The organism is Pseudomonas sp. GM30 (assembly GCF_000282275.2).
Taxonomy (GTDB): Bacteria; Pseudomonadota; Gammaproteobacteria; order Pseudomonadales; family Pseudomonadaceae; genus Aquipseudomonas.
Genome location: NZ_AKJP02000032.1, coordinates 182113 through 205828 on the forward strand (window position 1 = coordinate 182113; position 23716 = coordinate 205828).

The window sequence follows — 23716 nt, forward strand, 5'->3', positions numbered from 1 at the left end:
AACCGCGGCGCTCGATTTCGCGAGTGCCGTAAGGGTCGCCCCGGATAGTGATTCCGGGGGTAGTAAGGTAGAGATAAGAAGAGTGATGCCCATGCGTCAAGAAACTGCACGATGAGCGGTACAGCTAAATCAGGTGCTGCAAGCGTTTGTTTTTCTGCACATATACAAGTCGTTGTTTGCAGGGCAAAACAGTGCGGAGACCGTGCTGTAGAAGGTTCAAGCAGCCTGCTATCGGTTTACCAACTGATGCGGATCCCCATATTTCCTGCCAGACCACGCAGGTCATTGCTGTCGATATTGCTGCTGTAATCGGTACTGGCGTAAACACTCACCGCACGGTCAAGCGTCAGCACCACGCCGAGGCCAACGTCTGCGGTGGAGGATTTCTGCTGGCTGTCGATGGTATCGGTGCCATCGAAGGTCACCGAATCGGTGCCGGAAAAGGTGTGCCAGAGGCTGGCCCGCAGGTATGGCTCCAGCGGCAAGCCGTTGACCTGATAACGGCCCTTGAGCCGGGCGCCGAGGCGACCGGTCCAGGCAGCGTCGGAATCGAATGACACCCGCGAGATGCCGTCGTCCTGGCTGTCGAGGGAGATTTTCTGGTGGATCAACTGCACTTGCGGTTCGACCACCCAGGTATCGTTGAGCGCGAACGGGTAGCCAGCCTCCGCCGAGAGCGTCAGGGCATGGCCACGGTTGTCCAGTTTCAGCCCACGGTCGGAACGGTTGTCGCCGTCGAAACGCGTGCCCATCACCACGGTATCGAGGTACCAGCCGTAGGGATCGGTCAGCGTCCAGTACAGGCCATAACTGTCACCCTCGAGTTTGATCTGGCCCGCGCTGTTGTTCTCGAAGCCTTCGTTGAAACCGTCAACATCGCCCTGAATCCGGCTGTGGCCAACGAACAGGCCGATGCGTTGCGTTTGCCCGCCCGACGTCTGCGTGCTGTACAGGTCATTACCGACTTGAAAGCCATTGAGTGAACCGTTCAGGCGTGGGGTGACGGTGCCGGCCCAGCTCTGGTCGATGTTCTTGCCGTAGACCCGGCCCCAACCGGCCCCGAAGGCACCGGTTTCGCTGAGCAGGCGTTGATCGCCCTGACGATCGTGAAACGTGCCGAGTGCGCTGAGAGTCAACTGCGCGGCGGCAGGCGGCAGCACTGACCAGTTGGGCACTTCCGGACGATAGATCGGGATCGGCGCAGCGCCCGCCACGGCGGCGGGCAGCACGGGGAGTACGGGCAGCTCAGGGCTGGCGATGGGAAGCGCGGGTTCGCCGGGGGCGGGTGCTACAGGAGTGATCAGCGCGGCAACCGGAGTCGCCACCACCGGTACCAGAATCGGCGGCAGACTCGGATCGGGGTTGGGCACGCTGACTACCTGCGGCGCGACGATGGCGGAACGCAGGTACCAGCTGTTTTCGCTGCCGGCGGTGACGCCGCCCTTGAACAGGTAGTAATCGTAAGCACCGACCGACACCGGACCGCTGAAGCTGAAGGCATTGTTGGTACTGACAGTGGAGCCTTGGGCCTGCACCACCTGAATGCCGTTTTCCTGGGTCAGCCCACCGATCCCGCCGATGTTGGTCACGCTGATGACCGTGGCACCGCTGAGGCTGCCGTTGTTGACCACCAGTTTGTCGCTGGGCGCGCCATCGCCACCGAGTTCGCTTTGCAGCAACAACTGGCCGCCGTTGCCGATGTAGTTGCCGTTGATGGTCAGGCTGTCATCGGTACGACTGTTGTTGCGAGTCAGGTCGATGACCCCGGCGTTGTTGACGGTCACGGCCTGCCCGGCCACGGCGGGTGACACCGCGCCTTGGGTGGAGAACACGCTGCTGCTGGCATCGACGTTGAGCACGCCGGCGCCGCTGACAGCATCGCCAAGCACCAGGCTGCTCGACCCCAGGTCGAGTTGCGAGCCGTTGTTCAGGTTCACCGTCTCCCAATTGCTGAATCGCGCTGGCAGCGCGGTGCGGGTGTTGTCGAAGGTCAGGACGTCGTTGCCCGCGCCGCCATCCACGTTGGGGGTCAGTGCCAATACGCTGTCATCGAGGTTGCGCAGCGTTGCGCTGTCGTTGCCGTCGCCCATCAGGATCGCCGAACGGATGATGCCGCCGCCGTTCCACAGCAGCGTGTCGTTGCCGACACTGGCGCGGATCTCGCCGCCGATTTCGCCGCCGGTCACGGTAATGCTGTCGTTGCCGCCGCTGACACTGATGTTACCGCCGATGCGCCCGCCGGAAACGATAATGGTATCGGTGCCGAAACCGGTGACCAGGTTGCCGAGGATCTGCCCGCCGGACAGGTCGAAAATATTGTTGTCGAGCTTCATGTCGACCCGGCCGATGGTGCCGCCGGTCATGCGCGCGACATCGCCGTCTTCAAAGGCGCCGACGATGGTGCCGCCGGTCATCAGGAAGGTATCGCGGCCATCGCCCTGCGCCAGTGAGCCGATCGAGCCTGCGCTCATGACGAAATCGTCGATGCCGGCGCCCTGGCTGACCGCGCCGGTAATCACGCCCGATTGCATGTTCACCCGGTCAGCGCCGGCGCCGAAGGTCACGCTGCCATTGATCTGGCCGCTGCCGTTGGCGGGGAAGGCCAGGCTGTTGTTGCCCGCAAGATCGGTCAGCGCACCACTGGTGCCACCGTCACAGGTGAACGCGTCGTTGCCGGGGCCCGGGATCAGTGAACAGGCGGCGGAAGCGGGTGAACTGGCGAGCAGTAGTGAGGCAGGCAGGAACAATGTCTGCGGCAGGGCTCGCAGGTATCTGGAGTAGCGCGTCATGGCAATTCCCTTCGGCTGAATTCGGGAAATTCATCCTTGAGCGAGCCTTGATCCGGCCTCCCGATATAACTGAGGCTCCACGTGAGATCCCTGCCCTAACGAATTGAATGCGCTACTCCTTGAGCTTTCCTAGGTGTAGAAGAATTTGCTGCCCGATCAAGCACGACTGACCAACGGTCATGTCCGAACTGCGCTTAAAGATGCACCTCAACCGCCAGCGGCAAGTGGTCCGACAGGTGCGTCCACGGCTTGTTGCCGAGGATCTGCGGGTCGTGGCTGCTGGCATTGCGCAAGTAGATGCGGTCCAGGCGCAGCAGTGGAAAACGCGCGGGGTAGGTCTTGGCCGGCCGGCCGTGGTGGCGTTCGAAGGCTTCGTGCAGGTAATCGCGGCGGGCGAGGGCGACATTGCCTTGCAGCTGCCAGTCATTGAAGTCGCCGGCGATGATCACCGGTGCATCGTCGGGCAATGATTCGAGCAACTGGCAAAGCAACTGCAACTGCAATTGGCGGTGGCTTTCCAGCAGACTCAAATGCACGCAGATTGCGTGCACCTCGGCGTGGCCCGGTACGTCCAGCACGCAGTGCAGCAGGCCGCGGCGCTCGGGGCCGGTGATCGACACGTCGAGGTTGCGGTATTCGCGGATCGGGTATTTCGACAGCAGGGCATTGCCGTGGTGGCCATCGGGATAGACCGCATTGCGCCCATAGGCGAAATCGCTCCACATGCTGTCGGCGAGAAATTCGTATTGCGAGGTTTGCGGCCATTCCTGGTAGCGATTGGAATGGCGCTCGTGTTCACCCACCACCTCCTGCAGAAACACCAGATCGGCCGAGGTGCTGCGCACTGCTTCACGCAGTTCCGGCAAGATGAAGCGCCGGTTGAGGGCGGTAAAACCCTTGTGAGTGTTGACCGTCAGCACGCGCAGGCGATGGATGACGGGTGCGTCGACGGCGTGACGCTTGGGATCGCTGGACACGTTCACTCCTCTGAAAAAACGGCTTCCTGTTCATGCGACTGGTCTGTGCGCGGGCAGTTCCTTCCAGATGCCTCAGGTCGGAATTCAAATCAGCAGAACCGCCAGGAAACCTGTGGGAGCGAGCTTGCTCGCGAAGGCGGCCTCCCGATCGACCAATCTCTGACTGAATGCACTCGGTCAAATTGTGGGAGCTGGCTTGCCAGCGATGACGGCCTACCCGCCGACCAATCCCCAACTGAATGCAAGCATTCCAACTGTGGGAGCGAGCTGGCTCGCGAAAGCGGCCTGCCAGACAAAATCAAAACAACAGCGCAAACGCCGCAAATAAACATAACCCGGCAATCACGTTTAAAGTACACGAACCGTTACGCCATAACGGCTACAACGCCTTGCGCCGTTACCTACGCGTACGCCAGAATCCGCCGGCTTACATGACCATACCCTGCGCTATATCGTTTCTCTGCCACTGCCCATCGGTGGTCGGGTTTAGTAGCCCGTATGGTTTTAGTAAGTGCATGAGTCCCATTGAGCCAGGCGTATCTGTGCCTGTACTTCGATGGTGGTTGTGCGCAGGGCGCTCTCGAGCGCGCCGGTCTTGCTAATTCCTCCGGTCTACTAACCTGTGCACAGCCGCCACCCTTCTTTTAGTAGAGAACGGTCGCGGCCCTTGTTAAGGAATTAGATATTTATGTTCAAAGCCACACCCAACCCGCCAGACACCTCGATCCCGTACGACCCAGCGCTCGACTCGCAGAAGATAAAAGCGGCAACCGACCGCGCCATCAACTTCTACCTCAACCCCGGCGCACTGAAGATCTCGATCCCTACAGCCTCGTCATGCAAGTCGAACAGAATCTTCCTCATCGACCCCACCGTGGACGAAGAAACCTTGCTCGTCGAAGCCTGCGAATCCCTGGCCGCCGCCAGCGACATGGCCCGCGATATCGGCGACACCGTCGATAACCCACAGCGCCGGGCCATGCTGATGCTGCATCAGGTGATCATGCTCAGTGAACTGATGGTCAACCGGGTACTGGACGGCCGCCGCGTCCCGAACTAACTGCTCGGTCCCCGTGTAGGAGCTGCCGCAGGCTGCGATCTTTTGATCTTGTTTTTCAAGATCAAGATCAGGATCAAAAGATCGTCCGAACGCGGCCCGAGCCTTCGGCAGCTCCTACAGTGAGTAATCCTTTCAAAGTGCCTCGATCGGAGTTCCAGCTGATGCCCGAAACCCCACCCAATCCGCCGATCACAGAATCGGTATCGCCCTACGAATCCCGCAACTCGAGAAAACTCCACGAAGCCGCCGAACGCGCCCTCGACCACTACCTCGCTGATGCCGAGCGCGAAAAATCCGCCCCCGAACGTGAGATAAATCGACCAGTATTCTTTTGCACCAGTTGCAACAGAATATCAAATTCCACTCTGGAACCATGAGGGCGCAACAGGGCGATGCTCGCTCAATGGAAACTGAGCACCTTGTGGCCAATCACGCAATTGCCGGCGGTATGACTGCAACTCGGTGTATTGCTCCGCTTTGATGGTGGTCGAGTCTCCCGCCTCGATTTCGTCACGGTGTCGAACAACCAGTGGATCGGTCAGCACCAGTTGCGAATCACGCCAAGCCCGTTCGACCGCCACCAATTCGTCAGCATCGAGCTGGGGGGGATCGATCAGCACCGGATGACCATCGGGCCGTGAAGACATTTTCTTAGGGCTGACCGACAACTCATCGAGCAGCGACTGCCAAACACTTTCCGACACCTCGACCACGTCCGCCGGCATGTCCGCGCCATGGATCTCTGGGCGATAAGCCCCACATGTGGACGGACTGAAAAATACGATTTTGCCCATGTTCAATTCCCCAAAGCTCGCCAAAAAACTTGCCACCCAACTGAAGCAGCGCCCGCCGCGTTCTGCACGCGAAGCCTGCAACCGGTCGGCGTATAGTTGGTATCCATCACCGCATGCATCAAGGCCGACGAGCCAAAGTGCATTGGCGTGATATTGCGCACCAAATTGGGAAACGGGATCGGGAATGTGACGTAAACATAGCCGTTCGCATCCGTCACACCTACGCCCCACTGCTCGATCGCCCCCGAGGGCAATCGGTAGTAACCACTACCAGCCCAAAAACTGCCGAACTCCGGCGCATATTTCAGAGAAGACATTCCGTCTTCAACCACCCACTGTCCGTTGCCTGCCGTGATTAAGATGGTAGACAGGGACTGAAGGGTTACAGAATTTAGGGAATTGACGGACATCGCGCTAATAACGTCTGTACCCTGCCGGGCAATATTGACCACGCCCGGCGTCGTGTTGAATAGAAAAAAATTGGTGCCGGTTGGCACCGAATTAACAGGCGGCAGGGTCAACGTCCCAGACGCTGCGAGAACGATGCGATGGCCAGCAGCCGCAGCACTCAGCGTCGCGGGCAACGCCCCGATATCCACGCGGCCGGCAAAATTCCCCTGCGCGCGCTGCACAAACTCAGTTGTAGCAAGCGTTTTATCGTTATCAAACTGAGGTGCGGTGGTTCCATCTGGAAGGTCGCCAGGGGCAAGTGACGCACCGCCAGTCACCAGCCCCTTCGCGTTGACAGTCACCTTCGTCCAAGTGCCGGCCGTCACGCCGCTGTTCGGCAAGGCCAGCGTTATCTCAAGGTCAGCACTTCCGTCAAAACTACCGCTTCCTGTAGCGGCCCCTTTGAAACTTAGAGCGCGAGGCGTCGCCAATTTGACCGCCTTGCCAATGGTAGTGACGCCGTCAACGATCTTGCCTAGTTGATCCTTGAGCCATTTCGTTCGGTTAGCCAACTGTTTAGCTTGCAGATTGTCGATACCTTCCGGTCCACCCAATACGGGGTCGGATGTTTCGAGCTGGTAGATGCCTTCCGGCCATTCATTAGCTTCGGGTAAATCGGCCATTAGCTGCTCCCATGGTTGTATTGGCCATCGCGTCTTGCAAAGCCGTTATGCCTGATTGCCACTGATTGATAGTCGAGCGACACCAGGCGGCAACGAGTCGGGGCGACGGAAAGTAGGAGACGGCGCAAAAGCGCAGCCTGGTCATTGGTGATGACGCGCTTGAGAAAGACTCGATAGAGGGGCCACGCGCTAGGATCTCCGTGGACATGGTTTCCATCCCTGATAATCGATCCGTCACGCACCTGGTTGTTAAGCCCTTCCTGAATCGTCACCTCGCCAAAACCAAGCAGGCGAATAACTTCACGGATCGCCCAAGGCGTACCTTTGAATCGATGCAGCTCGGCGGAGCTCTTAATCAGGTTGCGCTTGGCATCCTCGGACTCGGCCAACAACCAGGCGGCCTCATCAATAAGGGAGAACTGATCGGCCAGGACGGGCAGCAATTGCGGTTTCACCAGGTCGACCAGATAAACCAACATCGCGTTGATATCCAGGCTGTCAAACGTCTCTTTGAGCAGCTCGCAGAGCAACGCGAAACGCTCATCACCAACCAGGGCTGGCGGCAGCTGTTGCTCAGCCATACGCCACCCCTGCATCCTCAAGCAGGATCGAAGTGTTGTTTGCCCACTCGTTGCTCAGCAGTTCGCGCCAGGCGTTGGGCAACTCCAGTTCAGCGCGATAAACGCCATTCACCTGCAGCAGCGCGGTAATTTGCTCCTGGACAAGATCACGACCGAGTCCCGCACGACGCTCAGCCACATACGCCTCTGCGGCAGCTCTGGCCGTCTTCATCGCGTCGTCTCGATCTGCTGTGGCATAGAAGGTCAAGCGCGCCTTGATCTGATAGACCACTTCGGTGGGTGCAAGAGCATGTACGGTGTCGCATAACGGGCGTACTTTTTCACCTGAGACCTGGCTTTTGATCCGCTGCAGCAGATCGTCCGTTGGCAAGCTGGCCCGCCGGAATGGTCGCATCCTGGTCAGTCAGAAAGGTGACCTTCGCGTCTTGGGTGCTGATCCGAGTGCCGGCGCGAATCAGCAAAGGTTGCTGCAGGACGGCTGGCATGCTGAAGCGTATGGGGCAACGTGCTGGGGCAGCCAGTAGCCTGGGGGTTGCAACCAGTTCGCCCAGGTAATCCAAAATCGGAGCATCCGCAAAGCGCACCAGGAGTTGCTCGCCGGCATTCTGAATGGACATATCCGAGAGCGACTTGGCGTAGGCAATCAAGTCAATGAAAAGCCGCTCGACCTGGGCGGGATATAGGGTTTTCCCCGATTTGGACTCATAGCGGGCAATAAGAGCCGCTTCGGTGGCAGCAGGGTCGATGTCGACGAATACGGGTTTAGGTAGCTCGCGCATAGGGCACCTCGGTCAACTGGGCGACACCATCCGCAACACGCCACTGTACCTGCACCCGGATCTGTGCCCCTTCAATCAGCACCTGTACCTGCACGACTGAGATGCGGGTTTCCCAGCGACGTAGTGCGTCGACCGTTTCTCGCACCAGGTGCGGAGTCACGCGGTTTACAGGCCAATCGATATATAGATGTAGGTCACTGCCAAAGTCCGGTCGATGAGCGTCGGCGCCCTTGGGCGTGGTGAGGATGATACGAATGGACTGGTCGATATCGCGCAGGCCCTCGACGACCTCCCCGGACGTACCGAGGGCGGGCTGCCAGTGGGCGGCGGTGATGCTGGTATAAGGAGTGGGCGTCATCATGCGCACATAATGCGTTAGCCTGCTGATGCAGGCTTTTAATCGAGTTTAAAGAGAGTGGTATGAAACAGCGTTTCAGGCGCTAATATTGGTAATCGCAGAATGGATGATAGTGATGAACAAATTCGTACCTCCAGAATTCAACAAAGCTGCCTTTAACTGTCCTCATTGCCATGCCTTTGCCGGTATGACTTGGGAGATGTTGACTTTGGGCGGGTTCCGTTCGCCTATGGGCTTTATTTCCGCGCAATGCCAAAGCTGCAAAGAAAGAAGCATATGGCGCTCACGCGCGCTTGATAGAGACTTCTCCCTAACCCCTGAGAAGGTCCTTGAGGCAGACATGGTTTATCCACTGTCAGTGAGCGCAGTACCAGCCCACTCGCAAATGCCAGAGTTGATAAGGGATGACTTTGAGGAAGCTCGCCAGATTGCGTCAATCTCACCTCGTTCAGCTGCTGCCCTGCTAAGACTTTGTCTAGAAAAGCTCTGTCAGCACCTTACGGGCACAACCAACAAAATCGATACGCAGATTGCCGATCTTGTAGAGAAAGGACTACCTCGAAAGATCCAGCAAGCGTTGGACACCGTAAGGGTTGTTGGGAATGAGGCAGTTCATCCTGGAACCCTCGACCTTCGAGATGGCGAGAAATTCGTCTATCCACTATTTCAATTGATCAACCTCATTATTGAGGATCAGATCGCTAGCCCAAATGCGATCAATGACCTTTTTGACTTGCTTCCCGAGGAGAAGCGCAAAGGGATTGAACAGAGGGATGCGAAAAGAAAAGATGCGGGGAAAAAATAATTTAGTGCGAGTGGTTGCTGGAGTTGCCACCAACATCAATGATGGTACCTGTCGCATTGATGTTGCCATTTACCTGCAGGTTGCCATTTAAGGCGACCTGCGGGATATCCAAAGTCGCTGACGGTGCTTTCACCACTACCGGCTCGCCGGCTTCAACAGTGATATTCCGGCCACACTTCACAAGCAGAGCTCCCACGCAATCCAACGTCATCACCCCGGCCGCACGGTCGTAGGTGGAGATCGTACCGTCACTGAAGCGCACATAGTCTGTATTTTCATCAACCACAGGCGGTGGCTCGGCGGTCGAATAGACCCCGCCCAGATAAACACCACCCACACCGTCCGAATCCAGCAGCACAGCAACCTGTTCATTCAGCTCGGGCATCAGCGGCCGGCGCTGCGTGCCTTGGGTGTTACGTTGCGGCACATTAAGCCAATAGCTTTCAACCCCGTCGCGGTTATCCAGGCGCACCCGGATACGGCACGTCATGTGATCCACGGCGCTGACTTCGCCGTACTCCAGTTCAACAGCCATCAGGCCACCACCTCACGCTGAATGCCGTAAGTCGATAGCGCCAGGTCAGGCTTGGTGCTGTCCTGGGTCATCGAGATCGAGGGAGCAGAAATGCGGCAGACCGTTTTGTCCACGGTGTAACCACCGCTGCGGGTCATTCGGTGCTGCGCGGACATAATCAAATAGTTACCACCCAACATGCCTGCTGCAGCCAAGGTCACGATATTGCCGCTGACCAGGTTGGGACGCCCCATGGCGGTCCAACTGCCAGTAGTACGCTCGCGGTTGGCCTTGGCCAATTCGGCCTTGGCTTTTGCCTTGGACTCCTCGACCGAGGCACTACGTTTGCGGCTCTTCTTCGTGTCACCGCTGGTGGTGGCTTTGCTCACGCTACTGGGTACAGCGACCGTCTTGCCCTCGTTGTCGATCTTGTAAGCGATCAACTGCTTCTTCGCCGGCTCTTTGTGCTTGACCTCTACAGCCTGAGGCACACTCTTGATCGTGTCGCGCAACCTCACGCTAGCCAGATCCTGAAGCGCCTGAGTTGCTACCGGCGATCCTTTGGCCAGCTCACTGATAGCGTGGAAGACCATCCGAGTGCCGGTGACCTTGAATGCATAGTCGTATTCGCCGGCAAGGTTGCGCAGGAAGGTCAAGTCAGATTCTTGCTGGGTCAATCGGTCGAGTTTGATCGGCTCGATGCTGCCAATCAGCTGCAGGCCTTGACGGTCAGCCACCTGCTTGGCAATGGCGTCCAGCGTCGTGCTTTCGTATGCACGATGCTCGGTGGTACGCAATGACGCCTTGATGCCGGTGGCCAACGCATGAATGGTGATGGTCGACGGTGGGCAATTAAGCTCAACCTCGTCAATCTCAAATCGGCCCAGAGTGCGCAGCGATTCACCTTCCCACCCAATAGCCAGGGACAAGGTGTCACCGTGACCTGGATACCAGGCGTCACGCCATTTGCCCTCGGTGTCCTCCAGTTCGACCTCCAGACTGTCAGCCTCACCAGTGAGGAAGTCCGAATACGTCAGCGAAAGCAGGTGCTGGCTGACATTGCGAGTGATATTGCTCTGCTGGTAAGTCAATACAAAACGCGCTTCGGGCACCTGTTTGGGAATCATCGCATCCATGGTGGCAGATCCTCATTTGTCGCTACGGGATCAAGTAGCGGGATGGCCAAGGTCAACCCTGCGGGTAACGCGCTGGTGATAGGCACATGCATGTTCGCCTGAACGATCGGCGAATAACGATGTGCGTCTCCGTAGTACTTCCACGCCAGTTGATCCCAGCGCTCCCCTTCGGTGGTGACATGGGTAAGAAACATTAGGCTTTCCTCGTCAGAACCTGTGCCGCCAGCCCTGCAAGGCGGGTGCTGGCACCATTCATGGTGGTGAGCGCTTGGTCTAGCGACTCGCGGGACGAGGTAAAGCGGTCCACGATGTTGCCCAGGTCAACTGGATTGAGCGCGGATCGGGCCCCCATCACACTGCCTAGCACGTCCTCACCTAAACGCGACAGATCGGCACCATCTTTGAGCAGACCCGCCGCTGCCGTAAGCCCCTGCAACGGCTCAATGGCCCTTGCGGTGACGCCGAGCAACTGGGGAACCTGGCCGAGGATCATCGAGGCGTTACCGCTCTTGACCGTTTCATACAGATTCTGGCCGGCTTTCAGCATATTGCCGGCTGTTTTGGCGTGACCAATCACTGCCTGGACGGTGCTGGGGGATGGCATCAGTCGCGAGACAAGTCCAGGTGAACCTGCAGCAGCTGCAGGAGTGCCGCTCAACGCAGTATCGAGTAGACCCGGACGAGCAACCTTGCGCGCGAAAGCTCCGGTGTACTCCTTAAGGCTCAGTTGAACCGTAGCCGAGTTGATCTGGCCCGTAGCCGTTGCACGGCGGATGTTGTTTCCAATGTTGGCGATGACATATGCGCCCAGGTACTCGCCGGAGCCCATGACAAACGCCAAAGGTTCATGCTTGGTCTTGGCCAGGCGCAGTGCACGCAGTCTTTCGTCGGGATCGCCTAAAACAGGGTGAAGTTCTATGGTCAGGTTGCACTCATCAAGCCCTTCACCAACCCACTCAAGCAAGGGTTTGCCTTGTATGCGCGCATGCTCGGCCCAATCGGCCGAACTGCTTTGATCCATGCCGGTGATGCCGCCAGCAACGGTAAATTCGATATCGCCGAGAATGGCAAACATCAAGTCAGCCCTCCATCGGACGGGCCATAGCTTCTTCGGCGTTTGTCGTGCATGTAGCGATCCATCATTCGCACAAATTCAGCGTAACCAGCCTGCAGCCCCTGCTGAACCTGCTGTTGGGTTTCTGCGCCGCCAGGCACCGTAATTTGAGGAGCGAAGTGAAAGACGGGCTGACCACCAGCGCCTGATGAGCCAGTTGAGGACACTCCGCCACCACCACCCATCATGCTCGCCCGAGAGACATGAACCGGGTTCGGTGGGGCGAGATCGACGCCCGACTGCGCAGCCATGCCGAGTGCAGCCTGACGGACTAGGCCAGCCTGCGCACTGATGCCGATGGCCGCACCTTCGCTGATATTGGCCCCGTATCCTATGAATACGCGGCTCGGCGACTGGATGCCAAGCGTCTCTGTGAACCAGCCTTTTACTGAAGAACCGATGCCGATCACGCTGTCCTTCAGCGCGCCAGCCATGTTGGTAATGCCATTGACCAGGCCGGTCACGATCATCCCGCCGAACTCGGAAAACTTGCCGGGTAACTCAAAGCCGAAGTAGTTCATCACGGCAGCGAAGGCCCGGTAGAACAACCCCACCGGGGAGAAGTTGAGCAGCGTTTGCGCAATGCCGGAAATACCGCCGCTGAAACCTTCTTTGATCTCGGCCCACAAGCCGCTCACAAAGGCCTTGATCGGCCCCCAGTAGCGGTAGATCAGGAAGGCCGCGACCGCGATGCCGGTGATGGCCAGCCCGATTGGGTTCATCAGCAGCGCCCGGCCGATCCACAGCACGGCCTGCCCAACAAGGCGTAAGCCGGTGAGGAGTTGGCCGCCTAATGCCTTGCCCAACATCACGCCGCCACGCGCCAACCATACGGCGCCACGGCCGGCTGCGGTAAGCGCCGTGCGAAGATCGTTCAGGGCAGCCCGACCAAGCCAACTGGCTCCACGGGCGACAGCGGCGAGGCCCGAGCGCAGATCGTTCAGCACTGCACGGCCTAACCAAATGGCGGCTCGTCCTGCGGCGCGCATTCCTTGTGCGCCTTTGCTGAGGCCGTTGATCAGCGGGGCGAATTTTCCGCCGTGCCACGCGGCCTGTAGAAGCGTCCACTTGGACGACAACGCTGTCATGGCGGTTTTCATGGCCACGAATGGCGACAGCACAAGGTTGGCCCCATAGGCCACGCCGATAAATGCCATCTTGCCAACGAGCAAGCCGCCGACAAGTCCAACGACGCCCTTGATCAACTCGGGGTTTTCGCCCGCCCAAGTAGAGAACGAACGCATCAGCGGAACGACAGCGCGGCTAACGTCCACGATGGCCGGCAATAACGCGTTGCCAACTGAAATGCCGATGTCGGCAAGGTTGGTGCGCAGTTCCTTGAGCTGTTCTTTCGAGCTGCCCATGCGTTTTGCCCAGTCCTGATCGAGCACGCCTTTATCGGCCGCATCCTTGCTGCCTTCCTTGATGCCGCCGAGATCCTTCTGATTTGCCAGCGCCGGGCGCACGAAAGACAACACCTGCTGGTCGGCAAACAGCTCGCCGAGCTTGTAGGCCTCATCGAGCCGGCTGAGTGCCGTCTCGCGTTCTTTCTGATCCTTGATATCCAGCGCTTTGCTATAGGCGGCGGCAGCGGCCGGCCCCTTGGTGCCCAGATGTTTGGTCAGAATCTTGATCATGGCTTCGGCGGGAGAAAGCCCCTCGCTGACCAGGTTCTTCATGCTGCCTTTAAGATCAATGCCGGCCTTCTCAAACGCCTTGATCGTTTCGGGCGCGGTGAGTTTGGAAAGGAAGTTCTTGAAGTTGTTGGCCGCCTCGTCGTTGGTACCGGCGCCCCGGCGGGCGATCTGCAGGGAGGCGCCGATCTCGGCAACGGCACGCTCGCCAGTGATGCCCAGCGCGGCAAACTGTGGCGTCAGTTGGGGCAGCCATTTGGCCATGTCCGCAAGTTCGAACTGGCCGCTTTTGCCAGCGAATGCCAGCATGTTCATGGAGCGCTCAAGTCCGGCTGCGCCGATGCCGAGGTTGTCATTGAGCGCGATGGCCACCGACCCAAGATCGTCCATGCTTGCCCGCGTTGCGGTCGCCGTTTTGGCCATTACCGGGGCATATGCTTCCAGCTCCTTGACGTTGGAAATGCCGCCGGCAATCAACACGGCGGTGCCCTTGGCCACGTCGGACTGAGTCTGGTTCCACCTCAGCGCGGCCCCGCGCATGACATCGCTGATGCCTTTCTCCTGCGCATCATCGAAGCCGCCAGTGATGGCGATATCACGGGTCTGGTCTTGAAACTCGATAGCCGTGCGCATCGACTGCACAATGGGGGCGCCAAGCGCCGCGCCTGTACCGGCCACTTCCAGCGCCTGCCCGCGCAGCTCGCCGCGCTTGTTTTTGAGTGTTTCGCCACGCGCAATGCTCGCGGTAAGGCGGTCTTGCTTGACCTTCAGTTGGTCGATTGAGCGGCCCACCAGGTCATATTGCCGGCGTAGCCGTTCAACGCCCGTGCCGCCCTTTGCGAGGGCGGCGGAGAGTTCAGTGCCGATGAGTTTTTGCTTTGCGGTGAGGCCGTCAGTAGCGCGGCCGAGCTGCTGTACGGTCGATTTAGCCGAGCCGAAAGCGGCGCTGAGGCTGCCGGAAACGACGGCGCCGATCTTTAGTCCAACCAGTACTTCGTTAGCCATAAAGTTTGCTACGCTATGGGCATGTTTGAAAAAGCCGCTCTACGCACCGCCAATTTTCTGTATGCACTGGCCATCGGCGCCGGTGTGATTGGTCTCGCCTGGCTTTGCCTGGCGCACCTGCCGTTGTGGGCTGCGGTTGTCGTGTTCTGCATCGGCTTGCCATTGCTGGCTTCGGTAGCCGCCCCTGTCGCAGCGGGCGGCGCTTGGTTGGCGGGAGTGGTAGTTGCGCTGGTCGCGGTTATCGGCCGCTCGCTTTATCGGCGAGTTCGATCCGCCGGTTGATCTCACGCCTGCAGGTTTCCACCCAACGCCAATACTCCGCCATGTCCAGCCGCCTGATTTCAGACGGCTGGAGCCTCAGCACCAGCAGCAGCGCCTCGTCCCAAGATTCCAGCAAGGTTTCCTCCGCTAGCCATTTCCCGCAACACCTCGGTAGCTAACTTCGAATCGGCAATGTCGAACTCGCCGAGATCTTCCAGAGTGACACCCAGCATCTTTGCAATGAGCAGATCTTCCATCGCGCCTTCATCTTTCGTAACGGCTTGAGCGGCGCTGATGTCTTTGCGCTTCAGGCGCTTGATCGGCAGTTTTTTGATCGTGTTGCCGTCGCCGCTTTTGACGGGGAATTTGAGGGTGAAGCTGAGTTCGTCGGCCATCTATGATGCTCCAAAAGAGGTTGCTTTAAATGAGCCATGAGCATCTCACTGGGCCGAGGTGATGACTTTTAATCGACTTTAAAGAGAAGCCCCGCGCTTGGCGGGGCTTTGGAGCTTCTTTCTACCGGAGGCGACGAATCACCGGTTATCTGGATGAATTCGCGACCGCACAACTGCCTTGAACTGGTCGAGGGTTAGCTCGAAGGAGTAAGGTTCACGTTGTTTTTCCAGCTCTTCCAACATACGTCCATAAAGATCAGTAGTAGGCATATGCGAATTTTTGATCCTGCCCTTGAAGTGCGCCCATTTACCAAGATCCTCGGTGAGCACATGTGCGATTGAAAGCAGCTCGCTTTCATTGTTGCCGTCGAAGCCAGGGAATATTACGTCGCCCGCTGAGAGATCCAACTCAGCGCGTTCGGCCTCTGTGAGGTCTGCATATCTGAGTTCAAGGAGTTGCCATAGATCCAACACATCCATGACATATTTGACATTCGGTGGAGTTTCCTCGCGCAGGAACATGGTTGGATAAGCATGTGCCAGAGCCCATCCTTCCCCGGCGCAGATCATGCGCTGGATGAAGTCAGCATCAATAGAGTCCTTAATGTTGAGCGCTTTATGAATGTCAGTGAGAAGCGTAAAGAGCAGTTGATCTTTTCCAGAAAATTCCATCTTTTCATCCTTAAAATTACGCGGCATCAGATTGCCGCTACACATCCTATTTACGAAAGCACTCGACCACAACGGAAAAGCCTCAAACAAGGAGCGATTTCGGGTTAATGAGCCTTTGATTGAGCGATTTTGGTTACAGCTTTTGTGGTGAGATCCCAAAGAAAAACGCCGCTTTCCTATCCTAGAAAGCGGCGCGTTACAAAGGGAACGGCTATCGTTTTTCGTGTTTCGTTGTTCAAGCCTGGCCGATATTCTGACGGTACTTAGACAGCTGATCCTGCCCGCCAACCTTGAAGATGTTCGCCAGCCAATCCAGCAAGACGATTTCCTGTCCGTTCAGAACCTGACGCACATACGTGGCGGAGAACGGCGTTTCATACTTGGTAGGATCTCGCGGCTTATGGCCCCCGAGTTGATACTCCTTGCCGGTAATGGTCATCGTAGTGACCAGCGGCAGCTCCTCGACGAGGCCGGCGCTGTTAAACACTTGAACGTTGTTGCGGCACTGCAACTGGACGCTTTTGAATGGCGTCACAAGTTTGCTGGCCGCTTCGTAGTACAGGCTGTTCCAGACGAACTTGCCCTCCAGCTTATCGATGCCGTCCGGCAGCTCGATCAGGCCGACCATCCCAAGCCCCTGAAAGTCGCTGGTCACGGTTTTGATGGAGCCGAGGTCGACTTCTTCCAGCTTCCCGAAGAAGCTGGCGCCGTCGAGGTAAACGTTCGCGTTGGATATGCGGTGAGCGCTGAAGCCAGCCATTACTGTGCCCCCAGGTTGACCAGGTATTCCCCGGTGATTTCGGTTTCAAATGTGCCGCGTTCAAACGGCAGCGGAATGCCCAGCTTGTAGCTGAACAGCACATGGCCCAGTTCCAACTCGGTTTGCGGGTTGCGGGCCGGGTCGTACCAGCACTCGCCGCCGAGCAGTGCCTCGTCGCCGATCAACTTGCGAATCAGCAGATTCACGCTCTCGGTGATGCTGGTAATCAGCGAAGTCGTCACCGGCTGATCGACGAACTGAAGCGAGCTGTAGCGGATCGATTCGTCGATAACGTCCTTGGTACGCCGCACGTTTTCGAAGTTGCGCATGTGGGTCACGGTCGGCCAGGCCGCCGTCCGGTTGCCCCACAGGCGCAGCCCGGTGCCGAATGAGTTGAATACGGTGGTGATGCCGTTTTCGTTCAGCAGGTTGACGTCGCTCGATGCGTCATCAATCCGGGCGCTGAGCGGCCGCTCCAGGCCAATGACGCCGGTCAGCTCCTGATTGGAGCTGCTCCACCAGTAGCCCTTGTCGTTATCGATCTTGGCCCGCAAGCCGGCGGCGCGAATAGACAGTGGTTGCAGGCGGACGCCATCAGTCGGCGCGTCATAGACCTTTACGTGTGGGTAGCACAAACGCACCCGGTCGCTGCTGGTATTGAAGTTGATATCGCCGGCCGGCCCGCGCCCCGAAATGACCTGTTGAACCGTCGTTCCGATTGGGGCGTCGATGTAAGCCACGCCGCCGACTTGGGTTGCGGCCGCGATCAATTCAACGCTTACCGAGTTCAGGGTACTGTAGCCGGGCGCGATAAAAATCTTCCCGAAGTAGCCCAGCAAGTTGTAGCTGTCCTGGAAGGCCTTCAGGCCCGTGCGTTTGCCGGCGACAGTGACGCCGCCGATGATGTCGGCCGGCGTGACTTTGCTCGGATCGGCGTAGGCGTAATCGGCTTTGACCGGGCCGTTGACGGGGATGGTGCCGGTGGGCAAGCGCTTCGCCCGGCCGGTCAGCATGTCGACGGAGTAATCGGTGCCATTGACGTAGGTGTTCGTGCCCTCTGGAGATTTGAGGGTCAACGTCTGGAGCGCGCCGTGCTCTAGCTGCAGGAGGTCGTTGTCGTTGAATGAGCGCTCCTGTCCCGCAACGCTAGTGCGGTGAATCGCGGGGTCGAGGACGTTCACGACCAGCACCGTCCCGGAGCCGAAGTCGTAAATGCCTTCGAGCGCTTCCGGGATGCTAAAGCCGGCGAGGTGTGGGCCGAATTGAGCGCCGTCGATTTCGTTCAAAGACTGGATCAGTTGATTGACCGGCCCCGTAGGCGCGGTGCCGACCAGGGCGATCACGGCGGATTTGACCACCTTGATCGGACGCGGGCCGCGCTCGACTTCCAGCGTCTCGATACCGTGTAGATAGTTAGCGGCCATCGGGCGTTACTCCTTCTCGATTTTCTGAGGCGCGGGCGAAACCTTGGCGGCGGCCTTGGTTTCAGGCGCAAGCGGTTCCAGATGCTGAAGCTCCAGCAGCACTTGGGTGTATTCGTGATCGGCCGGCAACTTGACGAGTTTGCCCGGCGACAATTGCACCTCCAGCAGCTCACGCTGTTCGCCAACCCGCAGGGAGGCGGCGCTCTGAGGGCCTTTGTAGAGGTAACGGGTCAGGTTCATTGCATTTCCTCAAATCGCGGTTCGGTCAAAAGCGGCCCAGTCTCCGGGGCCATCAACTGCAGTTGGGTGGAGCGCGTGGCGAAGTCCTGCGCGTACTGCCAAACGCCGTTCATGTGGCCGATGAAGTGTTCGAAAACTGGACGGCACGCTTGGTCGCAGTGCGGGGCGCGCCACCCGGTGAGGCAGGTTCGGATGCGGTCGAGATACGAAACAACGCCGTCCTTGCCGTTGAGTTGGCGGAACACCAGCGTCAGCCGAAGCGTCATGCTTCGGGCCTGGAACACGGCATCCGTGCTTTCTGAGCCGGCAAAGGTGGATCTGCCGTAGGCCAGCAAAATCGCCCCGCGCGGGTGGTTCAGCCGGTACTGGAGCGGATTCTCGGGGAACAGCTCGACCATCAGCTCCTCGCTGAAGGCGCCCCGCAGACGTTCCAGCATCCCCTCCATCAATTGCTCGGTTTGGGTTTTGGCCGGCGCCTCGTTCATCAGTAGCGCTCCCATGTGTCAGCGTCGAACTGCTGCTTGCGTACCCGAACGCGAATCTCGCCCGGCTCCGACGCTGCGTGGCCCGTGGGCATGCCCAGCGTGACCACGCCGTCCCGTATGCTTTCCAGCAACTTGATGGTGTCCTTGCGGCTGTCCTTCACCGCGTCGGGTAACGCACCCTCGGGGCGGCGCTGGTACAGCCAATGCCGCGCCAGGTAAACCACCGCATCCCGCAGCACGGTCGGCACAGGATCGAGCGGCAGGTTGTAGCGGCCCCGAAGGTAACCATCCACCAGCTCTTCCGCCTGCCGCACGCCGTCCTCGATCACGTTCTCGTTGGGCGACATGGCGGCCGGGTCATCGTTGGAGAGCTGAATCAGCGTCATCTCCGGGATGGCGTTGCCGATATCGGCGCGGGTGCAGTAGCGCATGGGTTAGCCCGCCTTCAACTCGACCAGGGCTTCAGGGAACAGACACATGGCCAGCGGGTTAGCCTGGGCCTCCAGATACCAGCCTTTGCCCATCTTCCGTTCCTCAGCCTTGCTGTAGAACGGCTGGCCGATGGTGTTGACGGTTTCGTTGTAGTTCGCCGGGGCGTTGAACATGCGGAACACGCCACGGGCCACCGGGAACACTTGAGCAATGTCGGCCGGAATGAATCGCTGCCCGCTGACGGTCACGTCGTATTCGATGAACTCGATGCCGCCGAAGGTAAAGCCCGAGCGCACATCGCCGCCGAGGCGATCCTGCGCCTCCTGGTAATTGGCGAATGCGGCTTTAACCTTTTCATGGTCGACGAATGCGTCGAACCAATCCGGCCCGCAGAGTGAGCGGAAACCCGTAACCATCACGCCGCCGAGTTTGGATTCGGCGTGACGTTTGGCAACCATGCAGAGTTTGCGTACGTCGGTATCCTTGTTGCTCAGGGCAACCGGGATTTTCTTCTGAGATACTTCGAATTCTTTGAACAGGTCGAACAGCACATCGCCGTTCGCATCCAGCAGCTTGCCGCGCAATGCGCCAACACGTTGGAATTCGCGAGTGGCTTCGATGCTGTTTTTCAACTCCTGCAGGTTGTCATTGATCACCGTCGCCACAGGCGCGGTGGTGGACTCCTGGCCGAATGCGGCAACGCCCTGCAATTGGCTTGGCAGGATCGGCCGGTTGAGCGGCAAGTGCAGTGTTTCGAAAGTCCGGCGTTTACGGGTACCGCCTTTGATCGGCGCCGGGTCGTCGTTGCGCGAGGTATTGGGAACGAGGATCAGGCGTCCCTCGCGCTCGTCGATAACGACGCTGGTGCTGGTAACGCCTTTTTCGTCGAACAACCCCATCGCGCCGACTTTGCCGGGAACGGAGGGAAGCTTGTTCACGGCGGCGGTGAGGTTGGCGACGCTGAACATGTCTTGCAGATTCATGGACTACTCCAGATCAGAGGGCCGTGCGGGCAACGATGCCCAGGGCGTTGAGTTCGTCGAGGGCGGTGGCTTTTTGGGCTTCAGTAACGCCTTCGGGCCAAGCCAGTTCGGCGAGGTCGAGAACGGCCCCGCGAGAGATCACTACGCCCGGCTGGTCGCCGGTTGTGGCATCAACGGCTTCAATCAAAACCGCCGCCGATTTTTTGGCCGCTCCGGATCCGGCGAAGTCGACCACCTGGTACTTGCCGGACACTTTCGCCAGCACCTGGCCGAACGCGTAATGCACTCCGGCCAGCAGCGTGACTCTGTCCTTCGTCCAGCCGGGGAAGACTTCGACCAGCAGCAAATCGCCCGGATCTTTCGGTTGGTTAAACGTGGCCATGGGGGCCTCCTATCGTTTGTTGCGGGCTTCGGCGTCGGCCAGCAGAGGGTTGTTGGTTTCTGGAACGGTCTTGCCGGCGCGCTGCTTGGTGGCGATTTCGGCGAAGCTCACGCCGCCGGCCAGGTCAGCGAAGATCGCCTTCAAGCCGTCGACCAATGGCTCGCGGGCATCCTCTTCGCCGAACTCCAGCGGGGTTTCGCTGGAATCGGCGTAATCCAGCGCCGCAATCACGGCTGGGGCGTGTACCGGCTTCATGCCAGCGGCCACCAGTTTTTCGGCGAACGCGACGTTGGCCCCGTGGATGGCTTCTTGCGCGGCGGTACGGGCGGCCTTGTCACGCTTGGCGATGTCGGCTTTCAGGCGTTTGTTCTCTGCCTCAAGGGCGGCGGGGTCTTTGTCGGACATGCTGGTTACCTCGTTGGGTCGGGACGGTTCAGAGAAAGCGGGCTGAGAGCCCGGCTCAGGCTGTCGGGCGATTTCGGAGAGGCTGTCGATGGCCCACGACGGGGCCACTTGGTCGGCGGTTTCTTTGTCGAACTTGCCGATGAGCCATTCGCGGAACCGGCGCCACATATCTGAGTTGAGTTCGTGGCCGTAGTCGCCGAACTCGACGACGCCTTCCTCGCCGTCCGCCAGTTCGATGGGGCGCAGGCCTTTCACGGCCGGAGGCTGGGCGCCGAGGAAGCCGACGTGGCGCAGGTAGTACACACCCGGCACCGGGTTGTTGGCGGCATCGGGGTGATAGAACGAGGCGGAAATTTTCTTGAAGCGGCCCTTGTCCACCAGCTCTGCGAACGCTGGGTCTACCTGTTGGGGTTCGGCAATCAGGCCATTGGCAGTAGCGGTCAGCGACTTCACCCAGCCGGCCGCTGGGGCGTCGTGCTTGGGGTGCCCGATGACCATCGGGGCTTCGTGCAAGGCCGGGTCATACGCGCTCACAGTGGCGGCCAGATCGGACTCGCTGAAGTCAAAGCTGGCGCCGTTCATGGCGGTATGACTGCCGGGCTTGAAGATGTGCAGTGGTTTCATGGTTGTGCGCTGCGTGGGGGGGATGCGCACAGCCTGAGCCTATGGACGGCTCATGACTTTTAATCGAGTTTAAAGAGTATCGGCGCCTAGTCTTGGAGAGGCACATCAGCCAATGCGATGATTCGACCCAATGAACTTGCTTCGAATTTCGCGTAGAGGTTAGGTATGGATGATCAGGAAGCAATGGTGTGCTACGGGTGCGTGGATGACGACCATCTTCAGCAGCTCATCAGGAGCGAGGGGAGATCGACCGGTTGTTTCTATTGCGGAAAGAAAAGGAAAGCCATTTCGATAGGCCGCCTTTCCGACTTAGTTGCGGAGGTGATGTACGCTTTTTTCGAAAGTGCTCCCTATGGAGAACGAGGGGACGAACTTACTTTTCACGTGGCCGAGATATTGGGTTGTGGTGATTCCTGTGCACCGCTGGTAGGTGACGTGTGTGGTGAACTAGTTTCCTGTTCCCAATGGCAGATCATGCAAGGTGATGAGCCTAGATTTGATGAGTTTGGCCTTTACTCGCGGCTCCAATTCTGGCCGGTAGAGACTGAGCGAAAATGGAGAGATTTCAAAAGCGGCATCATGCACAAAAGCCGTTTTTTCAATCAAAGTGGCAAAGAGTTTCTTGAATGGCTTTTTGGGAGCATTGATTCGTTCCGGCGTGGTAGCACCTCGGACCTTAACGAAGACGGCGTGGTACGAACGATCAAGGCGGACGGGAATGTAGAGTTGTTTCGAGCCCGCGAGTGTTCGTTAGCGGAAGCTCAAGAAATTGCAAGAAACCCGGATGACCAACTCGGCGCCCCTCCAAAAGAGAAAGCTCGGGCGGGCCGAATGAACCCGGAAGGTGTTCCCGTTTTTTATGGTGCCTTTGAAAGAAAAACCTGCGTTGCAGAGCTTCGTCCTCCGGTAGGAGGTTTCGTCATTAGCGGGCAGTTCAAATTGACAAGGGATCTTCGCGTACTCGATTTCAAGCGTCTTGAGGATGCTTATGAACACGCTCCATTGAGCTTGTTCGATCCTGAGTACCGGCTAAAAATGGAACGTCGAAAATTTTTGACCACCTTTCACGGCAAAATCAAAAATCCTGTCTTGCCAAAGCACGAGCATGAATACCTGACGACTCAGGTCATTGCTGAGTACCTAAGTACGCAACATACGCCTCGAATCGACGGCGTGATATTTGAGTCTGCTCAAAATAGTGGCGGACTTAATATCGTTCTTTTCGCCCATGTCGTTTCAATGGATTCAGCGGGGCAAGTATTGCGGCCACCACATGATCTGAACAGGCCAACTCGCGGAATTGAATACGTTCCCATGACGCTTGTTCTTCACAAAATTAAGGCGGTCGAGTTTGACCGGGACGACCACCCGTACACTGGCGCTCCTAGCCATCTTTTTGGGGAATACTACCGTTCCGAGGATGATTGGGATTGGTAACCCAAAATGTCTACGGACAAGATAGCTGCGCGGCTTTATAAAGCGTTTACAACGTTCTTGATTGATGCGGTTGGATGAGGCACACCAAGATTGGTTCTTATGCCCGTCAGAGGGTCTTACAGGCGGGCCGCTTTATTTAGATGGTGTAAGGCCAAGTCAAGAATGGCTTCTTCTGCTTCGGGCTGAATAACGCCCTCGGCGTCCATCGGCAAGAACGGTCGACTCGGGATATCTCCCCACAGGTGCGGGAACTCCGATTTGTTCCCGCCGAAGTGCATCATCGCCGCGTAGGGTTTGTTGCTGCCGACGAGCGCTGAGCTGTCGGTTACGGCGCTGGTCACCGATGCCGCCAACCCCGCAGAACTGACCTGTAGAATCTGACCAGGCCAGTTGCCGCTCTTTTCCCGGCGCTCGGTGGTGACATCCGATAAATCAGCCCAGTCAGGGCGGCCTTCACTCTCAAAGTTTTCTTCGGTCTGACTCAGCAGCTCAGCGGCGGCGCTGCGCATCAATGGCGCGAGATCCCCCACTGCCCATTCGACTTTGCGCAATGCGTTCTGCAGGCGCTGGTGATCCAACTCAATGGTGAACATGGTG

The 23716-nt window shown here is 58.4% G+C and carries 28 protein-coding genes and 1 pseudogene; 5 read left to right on the forward strand and 24 right to left on the reverse strand.

Annotation, left to right across the window (positions count from 1 at the left end; genetic code table 11):
* Window positions 1-236: 236 nt before the first annotated feature.
* Together PMI25_RS27205 and PMI25_RS27210 are read right to left on the reverse strand one after the other, a co-directional pair.
* Window positions 237-2789, reverse strand: a complete 2553-nt coding sequence (locus PMI25_RS27205) for an autotransporter outer membrane beta-barrel domain-containing protein (protein ID WP_007966766.1) — start codon at window positions 2787-2789, stop codon at window positions 237-239.
* A 194-nt stretch (window positions 2790-2983) separates the two neighbouring features.
* On the reverse strand, window positions 2984-3766 hold the full coding sequence (locus PMI25_RS27210) for an endonuclease/exonuclease/phosphatase family protein (protein ID WP_007966768.1): 783 nt from the start codon (window positions 3764-3766) through the stop codon (window positions 2984-2986).
* Between the two features lie 688 nt (window positions 3767-4454).
* Between PMI25_RS27210 and PMI25_RS27215 the strand changes: the two genes are divergently transcribed.
* A complete protein-coding gene (locus PMI25_RS27215) occupies window positions 4455-4826 on the forward strand; it encodes a DUF6124 family protein (RefSeq protein WP_024164504.1) in 372 nt (123 codons plus the stop codon).
* A gap of 161 nt (window positions 4827-4987) precedes the next feature.
* A pseudogene (locus tag PMI25_RS30050) lies at window positions 4988-5102 on the forward strand (DUF6124 family protein); the annotation flags it as partial.
* A gap of 77 nt (window positions 5103-5179) precedes the next feature.
* Here PMI25_RS30050 and PMI25_RS27220 read toward each other — a convergent pair.
* From PMI25_RS27220 to PMI25_RS27245, 6 genes are read right to left on the reverse strand one after another with little or no spacing between them, the layout of a single operon-like run.
* A complete protein-coding gene (locus PMI25_RS27220; protein ID WP_007969445.1) occupies window positions 5180-5620 on the reverse strand; it encodes a phage tail assembly chaperone in 441 nt (146 codons plus the stop codon).
* A gap of 2 nt (window positions 5621-5622) precedes the next feature.
* Window positions 5623-6693: a gp53-like domain-containing protein gene (locus tag PMI25_RS27745; RefSeq protein ID WP_007969443.1), complete on the reverse strand. Its 1071-nt coding sequence runs from the start codon at window positions 6691-6693 to the stop codon at window positions 5623-5625.
* Entirely contained in the window at window positions 6693-7274 is a 582-nt protein-coding gene (locus tag PMI25_RS27235; protein WP_007969442.1) for a phage tail protein, read from the reverse strand. Before PMI25_RS27235 ends, PMI25_RS27745 begins: the two co-directional genes overlap by 1 nt.
* Window positions 7267-7644: a baseplate J/gp47 family protein gene (locus tag PMI25_RS29740; protein WP_238547107.1), complete on the reverse strand. Its 378-nt coding sequence runs from the start codon at window positions 7642-7644 to the stop codon at window positions 7267-7269. Before PMI25_RS29740 ends, PMI25_RS27235 begins: the two co-directional genes overlap by 8 nt.
* Window positions 7595-8053, reverse strand: a complete 459-nt coding sequence (locus PMI25_RS29745) for a baseplate J/gp47 family protein (RefSeq protein ID WP_007969438.1) — start codon at window positions 8051-8053, stop codon at window positions 7595-7597. Before PMI25_RS29745 ends, PMI25_RS29740 begins: the two co-directional genes overlap by 50 nt.
* Window positions 8037-8414: a GPW/gp25 family protein gene (locus PMI25_RS27245; RefSeq protein WP_007969437.1), complete on the reverse strand. Its 378-nt coding sequence runs from the start codon at window positions 8412-8414 to the stop codon at window positions 8037-8039. Before PMI25_RS27245 ends, PMI25_RS29745 begins: the two co-directional genes overlap by 17 nt.
* Window positions 8415-8526: 112 nt before the next feature.
* On the opposite strand from PMI25_RS27245, the gene PMI25_RS27250 reads away from it, so the two are divergent.
* Window positions 8527-9216: a DUF4145 domain-containing protein gene (locus PMI25_RS27250; protein WP_007969436.1), complete on the forward strand. Its 690-nt coding sequence runs from the start codon at window positions 8527-8529 to the stop codon at window positions 9214-9216.
* 1 nt (window position 9217) lies between these two features.
* On the opposite strand, the gene PMI25_RS27255 is transcribed toward PMI25_RS27250, so the two are convergent.
* The 5 genes from PMI25_RS27255 to PMI25_RS27275 are packed head-to-tail and all read right to left on the reverse strand — an operon-like array spanning window position 9218 to window position 14619.
* Window positions 9218-9751, reverse strand: a complete 534-nt coding sequence (locus PMI25_RS27255; protein WP_007969435.1) for a phage baseplate assembly protein V — start codon at window positions 9749-9751, stop codon at window positions 9218-9220.
* Window positions 9751-10866, reverse strand: a complete 1116-nt coding sequence (locus tag PMI25_RS27260; protein WP_007969433.1) for a phage late control D family protein — start codon at window positions 10864-10866, stop codon at window positions 9751-9753. The genes PMI25_RS27255 and PMI25_RS27260 overlap by 1 nt, the downstream gene beginning before the upstream one ends.
* Entirely contained in the window at window positions 10854-11060 is a 207-nt protein-coding gene (locus PMI25_RS27265) for a tail protein X (RefSeq protein ID WP_007969431.1), read from the reverse strand. Before PMI25_RS27265 ends, PMI25_RS27260 begins: the two co-directional genes overlap by 13 nt.
* On the reverse strand, window positions 11060-11941 hold the full coding sequence (locus PMI25_RS27270) for a phage tail protein (RefSeq protein WP_007969430.1): 882 nt from the start codon (window positions 11939-11941) through the stop codon (window positions 11060-11062). Before PMI25_RS27270 ends, PMI25_RS27265 begins: the two co-directional genes overlap by 1 nt.
* Entirely contained in the window at window positions 11941-14619 is a 2679-nt protein-coding gene (locus PMI25_RS27275; RefSeq protein WP_007969429.1) for a phage tail tape measure protein, read from the reverse strand. Before PMI25_RS27275 ends, PMI25_RS27270 begins: the two co-directional genes overlap by 1 nt.
* A gap of 15 nt (window positions 14620-14634) precedes the next feature.
* Between PMI25_RS27275 and PMI25_RS27280 the strand changes: the two genes are divergently transcribed.
* Window positions 14635-14901, forward strand: a complete 267-nt coding sequence (locus PMI25_RS27280) for a hypothetical protein (RefSeq protein WP_007969428.1) — start codon at window positions 14635-14637, stop codon at window positions 14899-14901.
* A 59-nt stretch (window positions 14902-14960) separates the two neighbouring features.
* Here PMI25_RS27280 and PMI25_RS27285 read toward each other — a convergent pair whose 3' ends face one another.
* The 10 genes from PMI25_RS27285 to PMI25_RS27330 form a co-directional block, all read right to left on the reverse strand.
* Window positions 14961-15275, reverse strand: a complete 315-nt coding sequence (locus tag PMI25_RS27285; RefSeq protein WP_007969427.1) for a phage tail assembly protein — start codon at window positions 15273-15275, stop codon at window positions 14961-14963.
* A gap of 138 nt (window positions 15276-15413) precedes the next feature.
* Complete coding sequence (locus PMI25_RS27290; RefSeq protein ID WP_045122204.1) at window positions 15414-15947, reverse strand: YfbU family protein; 534 nt, start codon at window positions 15945-15947, stop codon at window positions 15414-15416.
* 235 nt (window positions 15948-16182) lie between these two features.
* The gene (locus tag PMI25_RS27295; RefSeq protein WP_007969425.1) at window positions 16183-16707 is read right to left on the reverse strand and encodes a phage major tail tube protein; all 525 of its coding nucleotides are present in this window, start codon (window positions 16705-16707) and stop codon (window positions 16183-16185) included.
* The gene (locus PMI25_RS27300; protein ID WP_007969423.1) at window positions 16707-18131 is read right to left on the reverse strand and encodes a phage tail sheath subtilisin-like domain-containing protein; all 1425 of its coding nucleotides are present in this window, start codon (window positions 18129-18131) and stop codon (window positions 16707-16709) included. Before PMI25_RS27300 ends, PMI25_RS27295 begins: the two co-directional genes overlap by 1 nt.
* Window positions 18132-18137: 6 nt before the next feature.
* Window positions 18138-18371, reverse strand: a complete 234-nt coding sequence (locus tag PMI25_RS27305; protein ID WP_007969422.1) for a hypothetical protein — start codon at window positions 18369-18371, stop codon at window positions 18138-18140.
* On the reverse strand, window positions 18368-18856 hold the full coding sequence (locus PMI25_RS27310) for a Gp37 family protein (protein ID WP_007969421.1): 489 nt from the start codon (window positions 18854-18856) through the stop codon (window positions 18368-18370). Before PMI25_RS27310 ends, PMI25_RS27305 begins: the two co-directional genes overlap by 4 nt.
* Window positions 18856-19287, reverse strand: a complete 432-nt coding sequence (locus PMI25_RS27315) for a gp436 family protein (RefSeq protein WP_007969420.1) — start codon at window positions 19285-19287, stop codon at window positions 18856-18858. The genes PMI25_RS27310 and PMI25_RS27315 overlap by 1 nt, the downstream gene beginning before the upstream one ends.
* Before the next feature lie 3 nt (window positions 19288-19290).
* Complete coding sequence (locus PMI25_RS27320) at window positions 19291-20271, reverse strand: major capsid protein (protein ID WP_007969419.1); 981 nt, start codon at window positions 20269-20271, stop codon at window positions 19291-19293.
* 13 nt (window positions 20272-20284) lie between these two features.
* Entirely contained in the window at window positions 20285-20653 is a 369-nt protein-coding gene (locus tag PMI25_RS27325) for a head decoration protein (RefSeq protein ID WP_007969418.1), read from the reverse strand.
* A gap of 9 nt (window positions 20654-20662) precedes the next feature.
* Window positions 20663-21682 (reverse strand): phage protease, encoded by a 1020-nt coding sequence (locus tag PMI25_RS27330; protein ID WP_007969417.1) that lies wholly within the window; start codon window positions 21680-21682, stop codon window positions 20663-20665.
* 165 nt (window positions 21683-21847) lie between these two features.
* On the opposite strand from PMI25_RS27330, the gene PMI25_RS27335 reads away from it, so the two are divergent.
* A complete protein-coding gene (locus PMI25_RS27335) occupies window positions 21848-23119 on the forward strand; it encodes an RES family NAD+ phosphorylase (protein ID WP_007969416.1) in 1272 nt (423 codons plus the stop codon).
* A gap of 116 nt (window positions 23120-23235) precedes the next feature.
* On the opposite strand, the gene PMI25_RS27340 is transcribed toward PMI25_RS27335, so the two are convergent.
* Window positions 23236-23712, reverse strand: a complete 477-nt coding sequence (locus PMI25_RS27340) for a phage virion morphogenesis protein (RefSeq protein WP_007969413.1) — start codon at window positions 23710-23712, stop codon at window positions 23236-23238.
* Between the last annotated feature and the right edge of the window lie 4 nt (window positions 23713-23716).

Bases quoted from the DNA above. Each gene is read 5' to 3' on its own strand.
- PMI25_RS27340 (WP_007969413.1), bottom strand. From the start codon at position 23,712: ATGTTCACCATTGAGTTGGATCACCAGCGCCTGCAGAACGCATTGCGC.
- PMI25_RS27270 (WP_007969430.1), bottom strand. From the start codon at position 11,941: ATGTTTGCCATTCTCGGCGATATCGAATTTACCGTTGCTGGCGGCATC.
- PMI25_RS27220 (WP_007969445.1), bottom strand. From the start codon at position 5,620: ATGGGCAAAATCGTATTTTTCAGTCCGTCCACATGTGGGGCTTATCGC.
- PMI25_RS27285 (WP_007969427.1), bottom strand. From the start codon at position 15,275: ATGGCCGACGAACTCAGCTTCACCCTCAAATTCCCCGTCAAAAGCGGC.
- PMI25_RS27295 (WP_007969425.1), bottom strand. From the start codon at position 16,707: ATGGCTGGCTTCAGCGCTCACCGCATATCCAACGCGAACGTTTACCTC.
- PMI25_RS27215 (WP_024164504.1), top strand. From the start codon at position 4,455: ATGTTCAAAGCCACACCCAACCCGCCAGACACCTCGATCCCGTACGAC.
- PMI25_RS27290 (WP_045122204.1), bottom strand. From the start codon at position 15,947: ATGGAATTTTCTGGAAAAGATCAACTGCTCTTTACGCTTCTCACTGAC.
- PMI25_RS27205 (WP_007966766.1), bottom strand. From the start codon at position 2,789: ATGACGCGCTACTCCAGATACCTGCGAGCCCTGCCGCAGACATTGTTC.
- PMI25_RS27310 (WP_007969421.1), bottom strand. From the start codon at position 18,856: ATGAACGAGGCGCCGGCCAAAACCCAAACCGAGCAATTGATGGAGGGG.
- PMI25_RS27245 (WP_007969437.1), bottom strand. From the start codon at position 8,414: ATGATGACGCCCACTCCTTATACCAGCATCACCGCCGCCCACTGGCAG.
- PMI25_RS27305 (WP_007969422.1), bottom strand. From the start codon at position 18,371: ATGAACCTGACCCGTTACCTCTACAAAGGCCCTCAGAGCGCCGCCTCC.
- PMI25_RS27335 (WP_007969416.1), top strand. From the start codon at position 21,848: ATGGATGATCAGGAAGCAATGGTGTGCTACGGGTGCGTGGATGACGAC.
- PMI25_RS27235 (WP_007969442.1), bottom strand. From the start codon at position 7,274: ATGGCTGAGCAACAGCTGCCGCCAGCCCTGGTTGGTGATGAGCGTTTC.
- PMI25_RS29745 (WP_007969438.1), bottom strand. From the start codon at position 8,053: ATGCGCGAGCTACCTAAACCCGTATTCGTCGACATCGACCCTGCTGCC.
- PMI25_RS27265 (WP_007969431.1), bottom strand. From the start codon at position 11,060: ATGTTTCTTACCCATGTCACCACCGAAGGGGAGCGCTGGGATCAACTG.
- PMI25_RS27255 (WP_007969435.1), bottom strand. From the start codon at position 9,751: ATGGCTGTTGAACTGGAGTACGGCGAAGTCAGCGCCGTGGATCACATG.
- PMI25_RS27325 (WP_007969418.1), bottom strand. From the start codon at position 20,653: ATGGCCACGTTTAACCAACCGAAAGATCCGGGCGATTTGCTGCTGGTC.
- PMI25_RS27320 (WP_007969419.1), bottom strand. From the start codon at position 20,271: ATGAATCTGCAAGACATGTTCAGCGTCGCCAACCTCACCGCCGCCGTG.
- PMI25_RS27300 (WP_007969423.1), bottom strand. From the start codon at position 18,131: ATGGCCGCTAACTATCTACACGGTATCGAGACGCTGGAAGTCGAGCGC.
- PMI25_RS27280 (WP_007969428.1), top strand. From the start codon at position 14,635: ATGGGCATGTTTGAAAAAGCCGCTCTACGCACCGCCAATTTTCTGTAT.
- PMI25_RS27315 (WP_007969420.1), bottom strand. From the start codon at position 19,287: ATGCGCTACTGCACCCGCGCCGATATCGGCAACGCCATCCCGGAGATG.
- PMI25_RS27250 (WP_007969436.1), top strand. From the start codon at position 8,527: ATGAACAAATTCGTACCTCCAGAATTCAACAAAGCTGCCTTTAACTGT.
- PMI25_RS27330 (WP_007969417.1), bottom strand. From the start codon at position 21,682: ATGAAACCACTGCACATCTTCAAGCCCGGCAGTCATACCGCCATGAAC.
- PMI25_RS27745 (WP_007969443.1), bottom strand. From the start codon at position 6,693: ATGGCCGATTTACCCGAAGCTAATGAATGGCCGGAAGGCATCTACCAG.
- PMI25_RS27275 (WP_007969429.1), bottom strand. From the start codon at position 14,619: ATGGCTAACGAAGTACTGGTTGGACTAAAGATCGGCGCCGTCGTTTCC.
- PMI25_RS27260 (WP_007969433.1), bottom strand. From the start codon at position 10,866: ATGGATGCGATGATTCCCAAACAGGTGCCCGAAGCGCGTTTTGTATTG.